Consider the following 14,682-nt stretch of genomic DNA (forward strand, 5'->3'; position numbering starts at 1 on the left):
CCGCCGACGCGCAGCGGCCCCACCCGAACGGGCGGCCCGACCCTCCGCCGAGCCGCCCGGCCCTCGGGTGGTTACTGGGCGGCGGCCTGGTGCTGGGGCCGGGCCACGTCGTACACGCCCGCCACATCGCGCATGGCCCGCATCAGGTTCGGGAGCAGGGCCGCGTCCGGGAGCTGCACCGTGTACGTGTGCCGCACGCGCTGCTGGGTCGGGGGCTCGACGGTGGCGGAGACGATGGCGACGCCTTCCAGCGCGATGGCCTCGGTGAGGTCGGCGAGGAGGTGGGGGCGCTGGAACGACTCCGCGACGAGGGTGACCCGGAACTCGGTGGTGTCCCCCCAGCGCACGGCGATCTCCGCGCGCCCCAGGCCTTTCATGCGCGCGACGGCGGCGCACTCGACCCGGTGCACGGTCACCACTCCCCCGCGGACGGCGAAGCCGGTGACCTCGTCGGGCGGTACGGGGGTGCAGCAGCCGGCGAGGCGGACGTTCGCCTCCGGCTGGTCGGCGACGACCACCGCGTTCGCGGTGTCCGAGGGTGCGGCGGGCTCGTCGTGGGCGGGGCGGGGGGCGGGCGCCTCGTCCTTGCGCTCGGCGTCGAGTGCGTCCGGCTCGTCGGCGGCGGACGAGGGGTGGGTGGCGAGCCACCGCTGGATGGCGATGCGCGCGGCGGGGGTGTGGGCGTGCTCCAGCCACTCCCTCGAGGGCTCGGAGGCGGGGTCCTGGCCCATCAGGAGCTGGACGGTGTCGCCGTCCTTCAGGACCGTGCTCAGCGTCGCCAGACGGCCGTTGACGCGGGCGCCGATACAGGCGTGCGCGTCCTCGCCGTACTGCGCGTACGCGGCGTCCACGCAACTGGCGCCCTCGGGGAGGCCCAGCGCGCCCCCGTCGGGCCGGAAGACGGTGATCTCGCGGTCCTGGGCGAGGTCCTCGCGCAGGGTGGACCAGAACATGTCGGCGTCGGGCGCGGCCTGCTGCCAGTCGAGGAGGCGGGAGAGCCAGCCGGGGCGGGTCGGGTCGACGCGCTCGCCGTCGCCGTCGGTCTGGTCCTCGGCGGGGGCGGCGTAGGGGTTGCCGAGCGCGACGACGCCCGCTTCGGCGACCTTGTGCATCTGGTGGGTGCGGATGAGGACTTCGGCGACCTGCCCGTCACCGCGGGCCACGGCCGTGTGCAGCGACTGGTACAGGTTGAACTTCGGTACGGCGATGAAGTCCTTGAACTCCGAGACCACCGGGGTGAGACAGGTGTGCAGTTCGCCGAGGACGGCGTAGCAGTCGGCGTCCTCGTTGACGAGGACCAGGAGCCGTCCGAAGTCGGTGCCGCGCAACTGCCCGCGTTTCCGGGAGACGCGGTGCAGGGAGACGAAGTGCCGGGGCCGGATGAGGACTTCGGCCTGGATGCCGGCCTCGCGCAGGACTCCGCGCACCTCCTCGGAGATCTCGGCGAGGGGGTCGCTCTCCCGGGCGGCGTTGTCCGCGATCAGCTCGCGGGTGTGCGCGTACTCCTCGGGGTGGAGGATCGCGAAGACGAGGTCCTCCAGTTCGGTCTTGAGTGCCTGGACGCCGAGGCGTTCGGCGAGCGGGATCAGCACGTCCCGGGTGACCTTGGCGATGCGTTCCTGCTTCTCGGGGCGCATCACGCCGAGGGTGCGCATGTTGTGCAGCCGGTCGGCGAGTTTGATCGACATCACGCGGACGTCGTTGCCGGTGGCGACGAGCATCTTGCGGAAGGTCTCGGGCTCGGCGGCGGCGCCGTAGTCGACCTTCTCCAACTTGGTGACGCCGTCGACGAGATAGCGCACTTCCTCGCCGAACTGCTCGCGCACCTGATCGAGTGTCACATCCGTGTCCTCGACCGTGTCGTGGAGCAGAGAGGCCGTCAGGGTCGTGGTCTCCGCGCCGAGTTCGGCGAGGATCAGGGTCACGGCGAGCGGGTGGGTGATGTACGGCTCGCCGCTCTTGCGCATCTGACCGCGGTGCGAGGACTCGGCGAGGACGTACGCCCGGCGCAGCGGTTCCAGGTCGGCGTCGGGGTGGTGGGCGCGGTGGGCCTCGGCCACATGGCTGATCGCGTCGGGCAGCCGGTCACGGGTGGCCGGCCCCAGCAGTGCGGCACGGCCCAGACGCCGCAGGTCGATACGCGGTCGGCCCTTCCTGCGGTGCGCTGCTGGCGGCGCAGGGGCGGGCGATACGGCGGGGTTCGTGGCCTCCGCGCTCATGGGCACCTCCGGCTGCGTGGACCGGCGGACGGGTGCCCCATGGCGTGCGGCGGCTCAGGGATCGTGTCGTTCCCCCGTCCGTGCCGGTGCTTGATGCTACCGAGCCCATCACGCCCGCCTGACCGCCTCTCGCCCAGCGTGAAACGGATCACCCATTCGAGCGAAGGTTCTGGTGCGTGCGGTTTCGAGCCACTCGACCCCGGCCCTGCCTGGGATTCACCCTCCTGAGCAGCGCTTCGCCCCGCACACGCGTGGCATCCGCGACCCGCATACCACTGTGTCGAGCCTCACATCGCTCAACGCAGGGCGTTTTCGAGCCAGTTGGCGTCGATCTCCCCTTCGGCGACGATCACCGCGGGGCCGGTCATCTCGATCTCGCCGTCGGGCCGTTCGGTGATGACCAGGGTTCCGCCGGGCACGTCGACCGTGTACGTGACCGGGGTGCCGGTCACGGCAGGGTCGGCGCCGTCCCGGCGTGCGGTGGCCACGGCGACGGCACACGCGCCCGTGCCGCACGACCGGGTCTCCCCGGAGCCGCGCTCGTGGACGCGCATCGCCACATGGCGCGGGCCCCGGTCGACCACGAATTCGACGTTGACCCCGTCCGGGTAGGCGGCGGCCGGGCTGAACGGCGGCGGGGTGTACAGGTCGCCGGCCTCGGCGAGGTCGTCGACGAAGGCCACCGCGTGCGGATTGCCCATGTTCACGTTGCGGGCGGGCCAGCTGTGCTCGCCGACGCTGACCGTGACGTCCCCCTCGGGGAGGCGGGCCCTGCCCATGCCGACGGTGACGTCACCGTCCTTGGCGATGTGGACGCTCTTCGCGCCCCCGCGGGTGGCGACCACGAGGTCGCCCTCGGTGACATGACCGGCGTGCTGGAGGTAGCGCGCGAAGACCCGCACGCCGTTCCCGCACATCTCGGCGATCGAACCGTCGCCGTTGCGGTAGTCCATGAACCACTCTGCCTCGTCCGCCATCCCCTCGGCGTCGGGGTGCGCGGCCGCCCGTACGACATGCAGCACGCCGTCGCCGCCGATGCCCGCGCGCCGGTCGCACAGCGCGGCGACGGCGGCCGGGGTGAGGTCGATGACGTTCTCGGGGTCGGGGACGATCACGAAGTCGTTCTCGGTCCCGTGACCCTTGAGGAAGGCGATCCGCGTGCTCATTCCTCGATCGTACGGGGTGGGTACGACGTTCCCGGCGGGCGTCGGACGCGTCGGGAACTCAGCGCAGCCGGGCCACGCGCCACACGGCCAGCACGACCACGGCGGCGAGCACCAGGGCGTACCCCAGGACGACGCGCCAGTCCGGGCGGCGCCCGGAGCCCCGCGCGGGCAGACCGGGCCACGTGTAACCCACGCGGCGTGCGGCCATCATGCCCCAGCCGCCGGCCATGAAGCAGATCAGCAGACCGAGCATGGCGACCACGGCACCGCCGTCGCCGAACTCGAAGGCGAGCGGGAAGGCGAACATCAGCGAGCCGACCGCGCCGAGTCCGACGATGGGCGCGAGCTGCCACAGACGCAGCCTGCGCTGGGGGCGCAGCTCGACCTCGACCTCGGGTGCGGACATCTCGTCCGGTTCCGGTCCGTCGTCGGTCACGCCGTCCGGAGTCTGCTCGTCCGGCCCGTCGGGGCTCAGCGGACCGCCGTCGAGGTCCAGTGCGTACCCCTCGGTAACCAGCTGGTCCGCGTCTTCCGCGGTGCCGTGCTCCGCGCCTTGTGCGGTGTCGCGAGGGCCGGCCTCCATCGCCACGCGCCCTCCCAACTCGGACTCCACTTGGTCGATCGAAGCTCGATGATGGCACGCTCCCGGAGGCCGGGATGACCGCCGGGGCGACCCGATGCCATGACGTGATCAGGCTGTAACCGGTCGTTCGATCAACGCCAGTGCGAGCTGCGGGAGTTCCGCAAGGTCCGCGAGCCCCCCCTTGAGCCAGTGCACCCGCGGGTCGCGCCTGAACCATGAATCCTGACGGCGCGCGAAGCGCTTGGTGGCGCGGACGGTCTCCGCACGGGCCTCGTCCATGGTGCACTGCCCGGCGAGCGCCGCGAGGACCTGCTGGTAGCCGAGCGCCCGCGACGCCGTACGCCCCTCGCGCAACCCCTGCGCTTCCAGTGCGCGCACTTCCTCGACGAGTCCGGCGTCCCACATGCGGTCGACGCGGCGCGCGATGCGCTCGTCGAGCTCGGGGCGGGCCACGTCGACACCGATCTGCACGGTGTCGTAGACCGAGTCGTGGCCGGGCAGATTGGCCGTGAAGGGCTTCCCGGTGATCTCGATCACCTCCAGGGCCCGGACGATACGGCGGCCGTTGCTCGGCAGAATGGCGTGGGCGGCCTCCGGGTCGGCGGCGGCGAGCCGGGCGTGCAACGCGCCGGACCCGCGCAGTGCGAGCTCCTCCTCCAGGCGGGCCCGGACCTCGGGGTCCGTACCGGGGAACTCCAGGTTGTCGACGGCCCCCCGGACGTACAGGCCGGAGCCGCCCACCAGGATCGGCCAGCGCCCGTCGGCGAGGAGCGCGTCGATCCGGGCCCGGGCGAGCCGCTGGTACTCGGCGACGCTGGCGGTGACCGTGACGTCCCAGATGTCCAGGAGATGGTGCGGGACTCCGTCGCGCTCCTCGGGGGTCAGCTTGGCGGTGCCGATGTCCATCCCCCGGTAGAGCTGCATGGAATCGGCGTTGACGACCTCGCCGCCGAGGCGCTGGGCCAGGAAGACACCCAGATCGGATTTGCCCGCCGCGGTCGGGCCGACGACTGCGATGACCCGCGGGGCGGGAACTGCGCTACTCACCGCCCCAGTCTCGCAAACCTCGGGGCCTCATCTCGAACGAGCTACGTGACGCGACACGGACGGGGTCGTTGCGTGTTGCGTGTTCTGTGCGCCGGTTTCGAGTGCCGGTGACCCGGCTGACGCAACCGGACGCTCCGGGAAGCGCGGGAATTAGTCCGCATGAGTAGCATTGAGGTTGATATGGGCGTTTTTTCGCTGTTCCGTCGCAAGGCCAAGGGCTCGGAGGAGGCCGCCGGGACGCCCCGCGCGGCGACGACCGAGACCACGACGGAAGAGCCGGACGAGGCGAAGGGCGCTGCCGAGGCCGCCCGGCCGGAGGCCGGTTCCGAGGACGGGGCGAAGGACGCCGTGGCGGAGGCTGCTGCCGACACGGGGGACGACGTCGAGATCCCCCAGCAGCAGACCGCGGAAAAGGCCGCCGACAACGAGGCCGGTGAGGGCGCCCGCAAGTGATGAACCGCGCGGGAAGGTGAACCATGGGTCTTCTGCACAATGTGAAATCCAGACTCTCCCCGGCCAAGGAGAAGGTCTCGCACCTCGCGCAGAGGCACGAGGGCAAGATCCAGCACGGTCTCGACAAGGCAGCGCACGCGGTCGACAGGAAGACCAAGGGCAAGTACAGCAACAGGATCCAGTCGGGCACCGGCAGGGCGAAGCACGCCATGGACCGACTCGCGCACAAGGAGGACCGCGGCGGCACCCCGCCGCCTCCGGCTTCCTGATCGCCTTCATCGACGGACGGCCGCGGAGCGTCTCGCTCCCGGCCGTCCGCCGTGTCACGACCAGGTCGCCACCAGGTACCCCACGCCGTAGGGCGCGTCGTCGTACAGCAGGTCGCCGCCCAGGTCGGCGTCCTCGGCGGCACCGGCGAGCACCTGCCAGGGGGCGCGGCCGGAGACCTGCAACTCCCCGGCGAGGCCCGCGTCCAGCGACTTCAGTGCGGCGGTGTCCACCGTGGCGAGCGCCCGCGCGACCGCCGCGTCGAAACCGGCGGCACGGTCGTCCAGATACCCCGGCGCCTTGAGGGTCCGGCACGCGCTGGCGTCGCCCATCACCAGCAGGACCACCCGCTCGGCCGCCCCGGCGATGTCCCGTCCGAGTCGGACACACCGCTCGGCGGCGAGCGGTTCCGCCACGGCGACCCCCTCCACGGGGACGGCCCGGTCGGCGCGGGCGAGCAGCCAGGCGGCCACCGCGAGGGAGGCCGGCAGCGCGCCTTCGGGGGACTTCTCCGTGTGCTCCCCCTGCCCCAACCGGACGTCGAGATCGACGCCGAAGCCCCGGAACGACCCGCGCGCGCCCTGCGCGTAGCGCCCGTCCCGCTCGGCGGGCCCCACGACCACGAGCCGTCCCGGCCGGGCCGCCGCGAGCACCCCGAGCGCGTCCGCGCAGGCCTCCCGCGCCTGGTCCAGCTCGGGCGCGGCCCCCGCGGCCACCTCGGGCACGAGCAGCGGAGGACAGGGACAGACGGCGGCGGCGACAAGCATGATCCGCAGGGTAACCGTCACCGCCGCCGGATGCGCACGCCGCCGTAAAGGAGCGCGGGGAACCGCGCGTCCGCCCCCTCCGAACCGTCGGCCCGCGCACCACGGCGCAGGACCGAGCCGGACCCGGTACGCGTCCCACAGGCAGGAGGCGGTCAGTGCCCCCCGCACCCACCGGTGGTCGCCGCGGGCAGCGGCTCCGGAACCCCGACCTTGGGCAGACCGAGCAGCACCCCCGCCGGCTTCGCCTCGGCGGCGGCGTTCCGCTTCTCCCAGGCGTCGCCCGCACGCGTCCGGCGCACGTCGAGGACGGCGCCCTCGGCGAGGAGATGGTGCGGGGCGGCGTACGTGATCTCGACGGTCACGACGTCACCGGGGCGCACCTCCTGGTCCGGCTTGGTGAAGTGGACGAGACGGTTGTCGGGGGCGCGGCCGGACAGCCGGCGGGTGGCGCCGTCCTTGCGGCCCTCGCCCTCGGCGACCATCAGCTCCAGGGTGCGCCCGACCTGCTTCTTGTTCTCCTCCCAGGAGATCTCCTCCTGGAGGGCGACGAGACGCTCGTAGCGCTTCTGCACGACCTCCTTGGGGATCTGGTCCTCCATGGTGGCCGCGGGGGTGCCGGGGCGCTTGGAGTACTGGAAGGTGAACGCCTGCGCGAAACGGGCCTCACGCACCACGTGCAGCGTCTGCTCGAAGTCCTCCTCGGTCTCGCCGGGGAAGCCCACGATGATGTCGGTGGTGATCGCTGCGTGCGGGATGGCGGCGCGGACCTTCTCGATGATCCCCAGGTAGCGCTCCTGGCGGTACGAGCGGCGCATCGCCTTGAGGACGGTGTCCGAACCGGACTGGAGCGGCATGTGCAGCTGCGGCATCACGTTCGGCGTCTCGGCCATGGCGGCGATCACGTCGTCGGTGAAGTCACGGGGGTGCGGGGAGGTGAACCGGACGCGCTCCAGGCCCTCGATCGTCCCGCAGGCCCGCAGCAGCTTGCTGAACGCCTCGCGGTCGCCGATGTCGGAGCCGTACGCGTTGACGTTCTGCCCGAGGAGCGTGATCTCGGAGACGCCCTCGCCGACCAGCGCCTCGATCTCGGCGAGGATGTCGCCGGTACGGCGGTCCTTCTCCTTGCCGCGCAGCGCGGGGACGATGCAGAACGTGCAGGTGTTGTTGCAGCCGACGGAGATGGAGACCCAGGCCGCGTACGCGCTCTCACGGCGGGTCGGCAGGGTGGAGGGGAACGCCTCCAGGGACTCGGCGATCTCGACCTGCGCCTCGTCCTGGACCCGGGCGCGCTCCAGCAGGACCGGCAGCTTGCCGATGTTGTGCGTGCCGAAGACGACGTCGACCCAGGGCGCCTTCCTGACGATGGTGTCGCGGTCCTTCTGCGCGAGACAACCGCCGACGGCGATCTGCATACCGGGCCGGGAGGCCTTCATGGGGGCGAGGCGGCCGAGGTTGCCGTAGAGGCGGTTGTCGGCGTTCTCGCGTACGGCGCAGGTGTTGAAGACGACGACGTCGGCGTTGCCCTCGCCGGCGTCCTCGGGTGCGCGCACGTACCCGGCCTCCTCCAGGAGACCGGACAGGCGCTCGGAGTCGTGGACGTTCATCTGGCACCCGTAGGTGCGTACTTCGTATGTCTTGACGCCCACTGCCTGGCTCCGGTCGCTGCTGGTCATGTCACCAGGGTAGGCGCTCCGCGGATGCGCCCCGCCCCTCACCCCGTGCCCGCCCGTCTCAGCCGGTCCAGCCCTGCTCGCGCAGGACCGCGGCGACGTCGGGCGCCCGGTAGTGGTCCCCCTTGAGGACCTTGCCGTCTGCGCGGCGGGCGACGCGGCCGTCGGGGCCCAGCTTGGTCATGTTGGAGCGGTGGATCTCGGCGATCACCGCGTCGAGGTCGATGCCGTGGACGAGGGCGGTGCCGTACGCCACGTACACGACGTCGGCGAGTTCGTGCGCCAGCCGGTCGAGCGGACCCCCGACCGCCACCTCGGCCACCTCGGCCGCTTCCTCGGCGAGCAGTTCGCCGCGGTGGGCGGCCAGCTCGGGTGAGACCTCGGTCGGCTCGGTACGGGCGTCGAGACCGAAGGCGCGATGGAACTCGCGGACCAGACGGGCGGGAGAGGAACTCATCCGCCGACCCTATCGACCACCGTCCGGCGCGTCCGAACCTCCGGTTCCCCGACCGCCCGCCGGCGCCCCCGCTCCCCGAGCAGGGCCCGAAGGAGCCGGCCCGCGAGGCGCCCGCCCGGCGGGTCCGTGCGCTGGTCCGGCTGCACGCGGCCGACCCGCAGGCACGGCTGACGTACACGAGCCCGGTCAACGGCGTGCGGCAGGAGGTCCGGGAGGTCAGCGGTCACCGGGACTGGATGGCGACCGAGTGACCGGGCGCGCTCAGACACCAGGAGTCGGCCCGCCTCCGCCGGCGGTGGCCGTCCGCCGCCGACCTGGCCGACGGGACCGTACGCGCCGGGCTCCCGGCACGGCGAACCCGGTGCCGGCGGCCCCCGTCGTGAGGTACTGCCCCGGTGCCGCGGGGCCGGCACGGCCCGCCCGAGGCGGTCTGCGGGAGCGCGCCCCCATCACCCCCGTGTCACGAGCTCGCACCGGATGGTCGCGATCCTGGCCGCCCGTCCCGGTGACCTGGCAGGATCTCGCGCATGGTCCAGGTATTCCCCCACGTCGGCGGGCGTCGCGCGCTACTGGGCTCGGCGGCCTCGTTGGTGGTCCTCGGGCTGCTGGCGTGGTGGCTGTGGCCGCGTGAGACGCCCCCGAGCGGGACGATCACACTCAGCACGGGCGCCCCGCAGGGCGTCTACCAGGAATACGGCAAGCTGCTGAGGGACTCGATCGGCGGTGACATGCCCGATCTGAGGATCGCCCTGAAGAGCAGCAACGGCTCCCAGACGAATGTCAGCCGCGTGGCCACCGGGGAGGCCGACTTCGCCATCGCCGCAGCCGACGCCGTGCAGACGTATGTGGAACAGGGCAGACCCGGCGCCGACAAGCTGCGCGGCCTCGCACGGCTGTACGACGACTATGTGCAGCTGGTCGTCCCCGCCACCTCGCCCGTCCAGCGGGTGGCCGACCTGAAGGGCAAGCGGGTGGCCGTCGGACCGGAGGGTTCCGGCGTACGGCTCATAGCGGGCCGTGTACTCGCCGCCGACGGGCTGAACATCGACAAGGACATCGACGCGCGCAGCGACACCATCCGCACGGGCCCCGACGCCCTGCGCGAGGGCAGGATCGATGCCTTCTTCTGGTCGGGCGGACTGCCCACGAAGGGCCTCGCCGATCTGGCGAAGAAGTACGCGTACGACTTCCGTTTCGTGCCGATCGAGAGCGCACTCGTGGCGAAGCTGCACGACCAGGGCTCCGTCTACAGCCACTACCGCGCGTCCGTGATGCCCGCCGACGCCTACCCGACGATCCTCCGGGGCTCCACCGTGCCCACCATCACCGTGGCGAACCTGCTGATCACCCGCGAGGACATGGATCCCCGGCTGACCCAGTGGCTGACCCGCATGGTCATCAAGAGCCGGGACAGGATCGGCAAGCGGGTCCACGCGGCCCAGCTGGTTGACCTGCGCACCGCGATCTACACCAATCCGCTGCCCCTGCACGAGGGGGCGAAGCGGTACTACCAGTCCGTCAAACCGTAGTGGGACGCGTCGGGCGAGCCCGGGAGGTCGGGCGGACCGGATCCGGACGGGCGGCCGAGCGGAAGCCGGGCCGGCCGGACACCTGATGCGGTGGGCTGGAGCCGGCGGACGACCGAGCCGGAACCGGGCGGCGGCCTCGGGCGTGAGCCGGAGCGGGCGGGCGGCAGCGGGGCGGTGGGCGAGCCGGGGTGCGGGCGGCCGGGCCGCAGGCGGCACGGTCGGCGGACCGGAGCGGGCGGGCCGTGACCGGGCCGCCCCTCACGCCGTGCCGGTCAGCCCTGCGGGCGTGACCTGGGCACCGTCACCGTCACCTTGAGCCCGTGTGGCTTGTGGTGGGCGTAGGAGATGGAGCCGCCGCCCGCGGCTATCAGGGCCCGGGAGATGGAGAGCCCCAGGCCCGAGCCCTTGATGTTCTGGTGCGCGGTGCTGCGCCAGAAGCGGTCGCCCACGCGCTCCAGCTCCTCGTCGCTGAGGCCGGGGCCGCCGTCGGTGACGACGACCGTGCAGTCCGGGCCGTTCGGGGCGACCTCGACCTCGACGCGCTCCCCGGCGGGCGTGAACTTCAGCGCGTTGTCGATCACCGCGTCCAGGGCGCTCGACAGGGCGACCGGGTCGGCCCAGGCGGTGGTGGCCGGACAGATGCCGACCAGCGTCACCCCCTTGTCCTCGGCGAGCGGCGACCACGAGGCGACGCGCTCGGCGGCCAGCTCCCCGACATCGGTGAGACGCAGATCCGACTCGGCGTGCTCGGCGAGCGCCAGGTCGAGCAGGTCGTCGAGGACCTGTGCGAGGCGCTTGCCCTCGGTGCGGACGGAGGCGATCTCCTCGTTGCCCTCGGGCAGTTCCAGCGCCAGCAGGTCGATGCGCAGCAGCAGCGCGGCCAGCGGGTTGCGCAGCTGGTGGGAGGCGTCGGCGACGAAGGCGCGCTGCTGCTCCAGGACGTCCTCGACGTTGTCGGCCATCTCGTTGAACGACCGTGCCAGGCGCCGGAGTTCGGGCGGTCCGCTGGCGACGGCGACCCGTGACTTCAGCCGTCCGGAGGCGATGGCGTGGGTGGTGGTGTCGAGGACGCGCACGGGCTTGAGGACCCAGCCCGTCAGCCGCAGGGCGGCGCCGAGGGCCAGGAGCATCGCGGCGATCTCGCCGGCGCCGATGATCAGCCAGCCGCGCAGGATCTTGGAGCGCATCTGGCCGGTGGGCGAGTCGGTGACGACGACGGCGACGACGTCACCGTCGTGGATGACCGGGGAGGCGACCACGAGGCGGCCGCGCTGCCACGGCCACACCTGCTCCGGGTCGTGCGGCCGCCGCCCCAGCAGCGCCTCGTCGAACGCGTCCTTGCCCTCGCCGGCCTCGGGCACGTCCCAGCCCAAGGGGGCGTTGGCCATGGGGCCCCGGTTGTCGTCGCGGTAGAAGACGCCCGCCTTGATGCCGTACACGCTGTGGTACTGCTCCAGCTCACGCTGGAGGGTCTCCCGGCGGCCGTCGCCCGAGGTGTCCGTCCGGGACCGGGTCGGTGACTCGGTGACGAACTGCGCGAGGGCCGCGAAGCGCGCGGTGTCGTCGATGCGGTCGACGACCACCTCCTGCTGGCGCGCCGCCGCCAGGCTCACCGCCAACGGGATGCCGAGGGCCAGCAGCACGGCGGCCATCAGGACGATGAGCAGCGGAAGAAGACGAGTGCGCACGCGGGAACGCTACGGCGTCGGGGCCACCAGCCGGTAGCCGACCCCGCGCACGGTCTCGATCAGGGCGGGCATGCGCAGCTTCGACCGCAGGGAGGCGACGTGCACTTCGAGGGTGCGCCCGGTCCCCTCCCAACTGGTGCGCCACACCTCGCTGATGATCTGCTCCCGGCGGAACACGACCCCGGGCCGCTGGGCCAGCAGCGCGAGGAGGTCGAACTCCTTGCGGGTCAGCTGGACGACCGAGCCGTCCACGCTGACCTGGCGGGTGGGCAGCTCGATGAGCACGGGCCCGAGGCGCAGCCCGGTGTCACCGGGGGCCGCGGACTCGTCGGGGCCCCGGCGCCGGGCGACGGCGTGGATACGTGCGAGCAGCTCACCGGTGTCGTACGGCTTGACGACGTAGTCGTCGGCCCCGAGGTTGAGGCCGTGGATGCGGGAGCGCACGTCGGAACGGGCGGTCACCATGATCACCGGGATGCTGGTGCGCTTGCGGATCTTGCCGCAGACCTCGTAGCCGTCCTGGTCGGGCAGGCCGAGGTCGAGCAGGACGACGCCGAAGCCGGCGCCTTCCGGGACAAGCGCCTGGAGGGCCTCCTCACCGCTGCGGGCATGGGTGACGTCGAAGCCGTGCCTGGCCAGGACCGCGGACAGCGCGGCCGCGACATGGTTGTCGTCCTCGACGAGGAGCAGCCTCATTCCGGCCCCCTCCGGTTCGGTCGGGCGTACGGTGGTCGTACATACGGTCTCGGCTGGCACACCTTACGCGCACCGGGGCCGACGTCGGGTTCACCAACGCTCCCGTGTATGGGACACGCGCGCGGACCGTGGATCTGTGGCCCGCCTCACGGGCAGTGACACCGATGACTGAGGACGCCGTCAAGGCCGTACAGGTTCCGCGAGGGTTTCGTCACCCAGCCGAGACACCCCCGCACAGGACCGCTACGCACAGTGTTCGCCTGCTACCAGATCGTTATGCTCAATTTCCCCTCAGATGTAATGACGCTGGTCGTCGCCGGTCACTACTGTCCTCCGAAACCGAGGAGGACGGAGCCAGAAAGCGATGACCGAAGTTTCGGTGGTCAAGGACGCGGTGCCCGCGGCCGACGACCTGGTCGTCCTGAAGAGCGTCAACAAGCACTTCGGCGCGTTGCACGTACTCCAGGACATCGATCTGACGATCACCAGGGGCGAGGTCGTCGTGGTGATCGGACCCTCCGGGTCCGGTAAGTCCACCCTGTGCCGCACCATCAACCGGCTGGAGTCGATCGATTCCGGCGAGATCCGCATCGACGGCAAGCCGCTGCCCGCCGAGGGCAAGGCGCTCGCGCGACTGCGGGCCGACGTCGGCATGGTGTTCCAGTCGTTCAATCTCTTCGCGCACAAGACCGTGCTCGAGAACGTGATGCTGGGGCAGCTCAAGGTCCGCAAGGCCGACAAGAAGCAGGCCGAGGAGAAGGCGCGGAGCCTGCTCGACCGCGTCGGCGTCGGAACCCAGGCGGACAAGTACCCCGCGCAGCTCTCGGGCGGTCAGCAGCAGCGTGTCGCGATCGCGCGGGCGCTGGCGATGGACCCGAAGGTCATGCTCTTCGACGAGCCGACCTCGGCCCTCGACCCCGAGATGATCAACGAGGTCCTGGAGGTCATGCAGCAGCTGGCCCGCGACGGCATGACCATGGTCGTGGTCACCCACGAGATGGGCTTCGCCCGTTCGGCCGCCAACCGGGTGGTGTTCATGGCGGACGGCCGCATCGTCGAAGAGGCTGTGCCGGACCAGTTCTTCAGCAACCCCCGCAGCGACCGGGCCAAGGACTTCCTGTCCAAGATCCTGCACCACTGACCGCCCGACGAGGCCGGTCCCGGCCACAGGCACCCGCACCATGACGGTCCGCATCTTCACCAGTCAAAGGATGTTCACCATGAAGCTTCGCAAGGCAAGCGCCGCCGCCTCCGCCGCGATCGTCCTCGCCCTGACCGCCACGGCCTGCGGTGGTGACAACGGCGACGACAACGGGTCGGACACCGGCTCGGGCGGCGGCAAGAAGATCACCGTCGGTATCAAGTTCGACCAGCCCGGCATCGGCCAGAAGACGGCCGACGGCACCTACACCGGCTTCGACGTCGACGTGGCCACGTACGTGGCCAAGGAACTCGGTTACGACGAGAACCAGATCGAGTGGAAGGAAGCCAAGAGCGCCGACCGCGAGACGATGCTCGAACGCGGTGACGTGGACTTCATCGCCGCCTCTTACTCGATCAACGACGAGCGTGACAAGAAGGTCGACTTCGCCGGCCCCTACCTCCTCGCCCACCAGGACGTCCTCCTCCGCGCCGACGACAAGTCGATCACGAAGCCCGAGGACCTCAACGACAAGAAGCTCTGTTCGGTGGCAGGGTCGACCTCGGCCCAGAACGTCAAGGACAAGATCGCCCCGAAGGCTGACCTGCAGAACTACGGCGGCTACTCCGAGTGCCTCACCGGCCTGGAGAACGAGGCCGTCGACGCTCTGACGACCGACGACTCCATCCTCGCCGGGTACGCCGCACAGGAGCAGTTCAAGGGCAAGTTCAAGCTCGGCGGCTTCAAGCTGAGCAACGAGAACTACGGCATCGGTGTCAAGGAGGGCAGCGACCTCAAGGACAAGATCAACACGGCCCTGGAGAAGATGGTCTCCGACGGTTCCTGGGAGAAGGCCGTCAAGGCCAACTTCGGCCCGGCGAACTACAAGAACGAGCCCGCGCCGGAGATCGGCAACATCGTCAAGTGAGGCAGGGCGACAGGGTAGGCGCGCCGCTCTCCTCGGCGGCGCGCCGCGCCCTCCCCATACGCGGAAGCGCG

Annotated in this window: 14 protein-coding genes; 5 read left to right on the forward strand and 9 right to left on the reverse strand. The window is 71.4% G+C overall.

What is annotated here, in order from left to right; all coding sequences use genetic code 11:
- Positions 1-71: 71 nt before the first annotated feature.
- The 4 genes from AC067N_RS17540 to miaA form a co-directional block, all read right to left on the reverse strand.
- Complete coding sequence (locus tag AC067N_RS17540) at positions 72-2,219, reverse strand: RelA/SpoT family protein (protein ID WP_478679770.1); 2,148 nt, start codon at positions 2,217-2,219, stop codon at positions 72-74.
- Positions 2,220-2,515: 296 nt separating this feature from the next.
- A complete protein-coding gene (dapF, locus tag AC067N_RS17545; protein ID WP_478679771.1) occupies positions 2,516-3,385 on the reverse strand; it encodes a diaminopimelate epimerase in 870 nt (289 codons plus the stop codon).
- 58 nt (positions 3,386-3,443) lie between these two features.
- Positions 3,444-3,974, reverse strand: coding sequence for a hypothetical protein (locus AC067N_RS17550; RefSeq protein WP_478679772.1), 531 nt, complete (start codon positions 3,972-3,974; stop codon positions 3,444-3,446).
- A 102-nt stretch (positions 3,975-4,076) separates the two neighbouring features.
- Complete coding sequence (gene miaA, locus AC067N_RS17555; protein ID WP_478679773.1) at positions 4,077-5,015, reverse strand: tRNA (adenosine(37)-N6)-dimethylallyltransferase MiaA; 939 nt, start codon at positions 5,013-5,015, stop codon at positions 4,077-4,079.
- 159 nt (positions 5,016-5,174) lie between these two features.
- On the opposite strand from miaA, the gene AC067N_RS17560 reads away from it, so the two are divergent.
- On the forward strand, positions 5,175-5,468 hold the full coding sequence (locus AC067N_RS17560) for a hypothetical protein (protein ID WP_478679774.1): 294 nt from the start codon (positions 5,175-5,177) through the stop codon (positions 5,466-5,468).
- A 23-nt stretch (positions 5,469-5,491) separates the two neighbouring features.
- Positions 5,492-5,737: an antitoxin gene (locus AC067N_RS17565; RefSeq protein WP_478679775.1), complete on the forward strand. Its 246-nt coding sequence runs from the start codon at positions 5,492-5,494 to the stop codon at positions 5,735-5,737.
- A 54-nt stretch (positions 5,738-5,791) separates the two neighbouring features.
- On the opposite strand, the gene AC067N_RS17570 is transcribed toward AC067N_RS17565, so the two are convergent.
- From AC067N_RS17570 to AC067N_RS17580, 3 genes are all read right to left on the reverse strand, one after another.
- Positions 5,792-6,502, reverse strand: a complete 711-nt coding sequence (locus AC067N_RS17570; protein ID WP_478679776.1) for a class III extradiol dioxygenase subunit B-like domain-containing protein — start codon at positions 6,500-6,502, stop codon at positions 5,792-5,794.
- Positions 6,503-6,654: 152 nt separating this feature from the next.
- On the reverse strand, positions 6,655-8,175 hold the full coding sequence (gene miaB / locus AC067N_RS17575; protein ID WP_478679777.1) for a tRNA (N6-isopentenyl adenosine(37)-C2)-methylthiotransferase MiaB: 1,521 nt from the start codon (positions 8,173-8,175) through the stop codon (positions 6,655-6,657).
- Between the two features lie 58 nt (positions 8,176-8,233).
- Positions 8,234-8,629 carry a pyrophosphohydrolase domain-containing protein gene (locus AC067N_RS17580; protein ID WP_478679778.1) on the reverse strand — a complete coding sequence of 132 codons (396 nt, stop codon included), beginning with the start codon at positions 8,627-8,629 and terminating at the stop codon, positions 8,234-8,236.
- Between the two features lie 527 nt (positions 8,630-9,156).
- Here AC067N_RS17580 and AC067N_RS17585 point away from each other — a divergent pair.
- The gene (locus AC067N_RS17585; protein ID WP_478679779.1) at positions 9,157-10,158 is read left to right on the forward strand and encodes a TAXI family TRAP transporter solute-binding subunit; all 1,002 of its coding nucleotides are present in this window, start codon (positions 9,157-9,159) and stop codon (positions 10,156-10,158) included.
- A gap of 272 nt (positions 10,159-10,430) precedes the next feature.
- Here the strand turns inward: AC067N_RS17585 and AC067N_RS17590 are convergent, their stop codons facing one another.
- On the reverse strand, positions 10,431-11,846 hold the full coding sequence (locus AC067N_RS17590; protein WP_478679780.1) for a sensor histidine kinase: 1,416 nt from the start codon (positions 11,844-11,846) through the stop codon (positions 10,431-10,433).
- Between the two features lie 9 nt (positions 11,847-11,855).
- A complete protein-coding gene (locus tag AC067N_RS17595; RefSeq protein WP_478679781.1) occupies positions 11,856-12,542 on the reverse strand; it encodes a response regulator transcription factor in 687 nt (228 codons plus the stop codon).
- Between the two features lie 364 nt (positions 12,543-12,906).
- On the opposite strand from AC067N_RS17595, the gene AC067N_RS17600 reads away from it, so the two are divergent.
- Together AC067N_RS17600 and AC067N_RS17605 are read left to right on the forward strand one after the other, a co-directional pair.
- Positions 12,907-13,683 carry an amino acid ABC transporter ATP-binding protein gene (locus AC067N_RS17600; protein ID WP_478679782.1) on the forward strand — a complete coding sequence of 259 codons (777 nt, stop codon included), beginning with the start codon at positions 12,907-12,909 and terminating at the stop codon, positions 13,681-13,683.
- A 79-nt stretch (positions 13,684-13,762) separates the two neighbouring features.
- A complete protein-coding gene (locus AC067N_RS17605; protein WP_478679783.1) occupies positions 13,763-14,611 on the forward strand; it encodes a glutamate ABC transporter substrate-binding protein in 849 nt (282 codons plus the stop codon).
- Positions 14,612-14,682 lie beyond the last annotated feature (71 nt).

This window comes from Streptomyces sp. NPDC042364 (assembly GCF_056437585.1).

What these genes read in the sequence shown, in the direction of transcription:
- AC067N_RS17540 (WP_478679770.1), bottom strand. Translation starts at nt 2,219, where the DNA reads ATGAGCGCGGAGGCCACGAACCCCGCCGTATCGCCCGCCCCTGCGCCG.
- dapF (WP_478679771.1), bottom strand. Translation starts at nt 3,385, where the DNA reads ATGAGCACGCGGATCGCCTTCCTCAAGGGTCACGGGACCGAGAACGAC.
- AC067N_RS17560 (WP_478679774.1), top strand. Translation starts at nt 5,175, where the DNA reads ATGAGTAGCATTGAGGTTGATATGGGCGTTTTTTCGCTGTTCCGTCGC.
- AC067N_RS17565 (WP_478679775.1), top strand. Translation starts at nt 5,492, where the DNA reads ATGGGTCTTCTGCACAATGTGAAATCCAGACTCTCCCCGGCCAAGGAG.
- AC067N_RS17570 (WP_478679776.1), bottom strand. Translation starts at nt 6,502, where the DNA reads ATGCTTGTCGCCGCCGCCGTCTGTCCCTGTCCTCCGCTGCTCGTGCCC.
- miaB (WP_478679777.1), bottom strand. Translation starts at nt 8,175, where the DNA reads ATGACCAGCAGCGACCGGAGCCAGGCAGTGGGCGTCAAGACATACGAA.
- AC067N_RS17580 (WP_478679778.1), bottom strand. Translation starts at nt 8,629, where the DNA reads ATGAGTTCCTCTCCCGCCCGTCTGGTCCGCGAGTTCCATCGCGCCTTC.
- AC067N_RS17585 (WP_478679779.1), top strand. Translation starts at nt 9,157, where the DNA reads ATGGTCCAGGTATTCCCCCACGTCGGCGGGCGTCGCGCGCTACTGGGC.
- AC067N_RS17595 (WP_478679781.1), bottom strand. Translation starts at nt 12,542, where the DNA reads ATGAGGCTGCTCCTCGTCGAGGACGACAACCATGTCGCGGCCGCGCTG.
- AC067N_RS17600 (WP_478679782.1), top strand. Translation starts at nt 12,907, where the DNA reads ATGACCGAAGTTTCGGTGGTCAAGGACGCGGTGCCCGCGGCCGACGAC.
- AC067N_RS17605 (WP_478679783.1), top strand. Translation starts at nt 13,763, where the DNA reads ATGAAGCTTCGCAAGGCAAGCGCCGCCGCCTCCGCCGCGATCGTCCTC.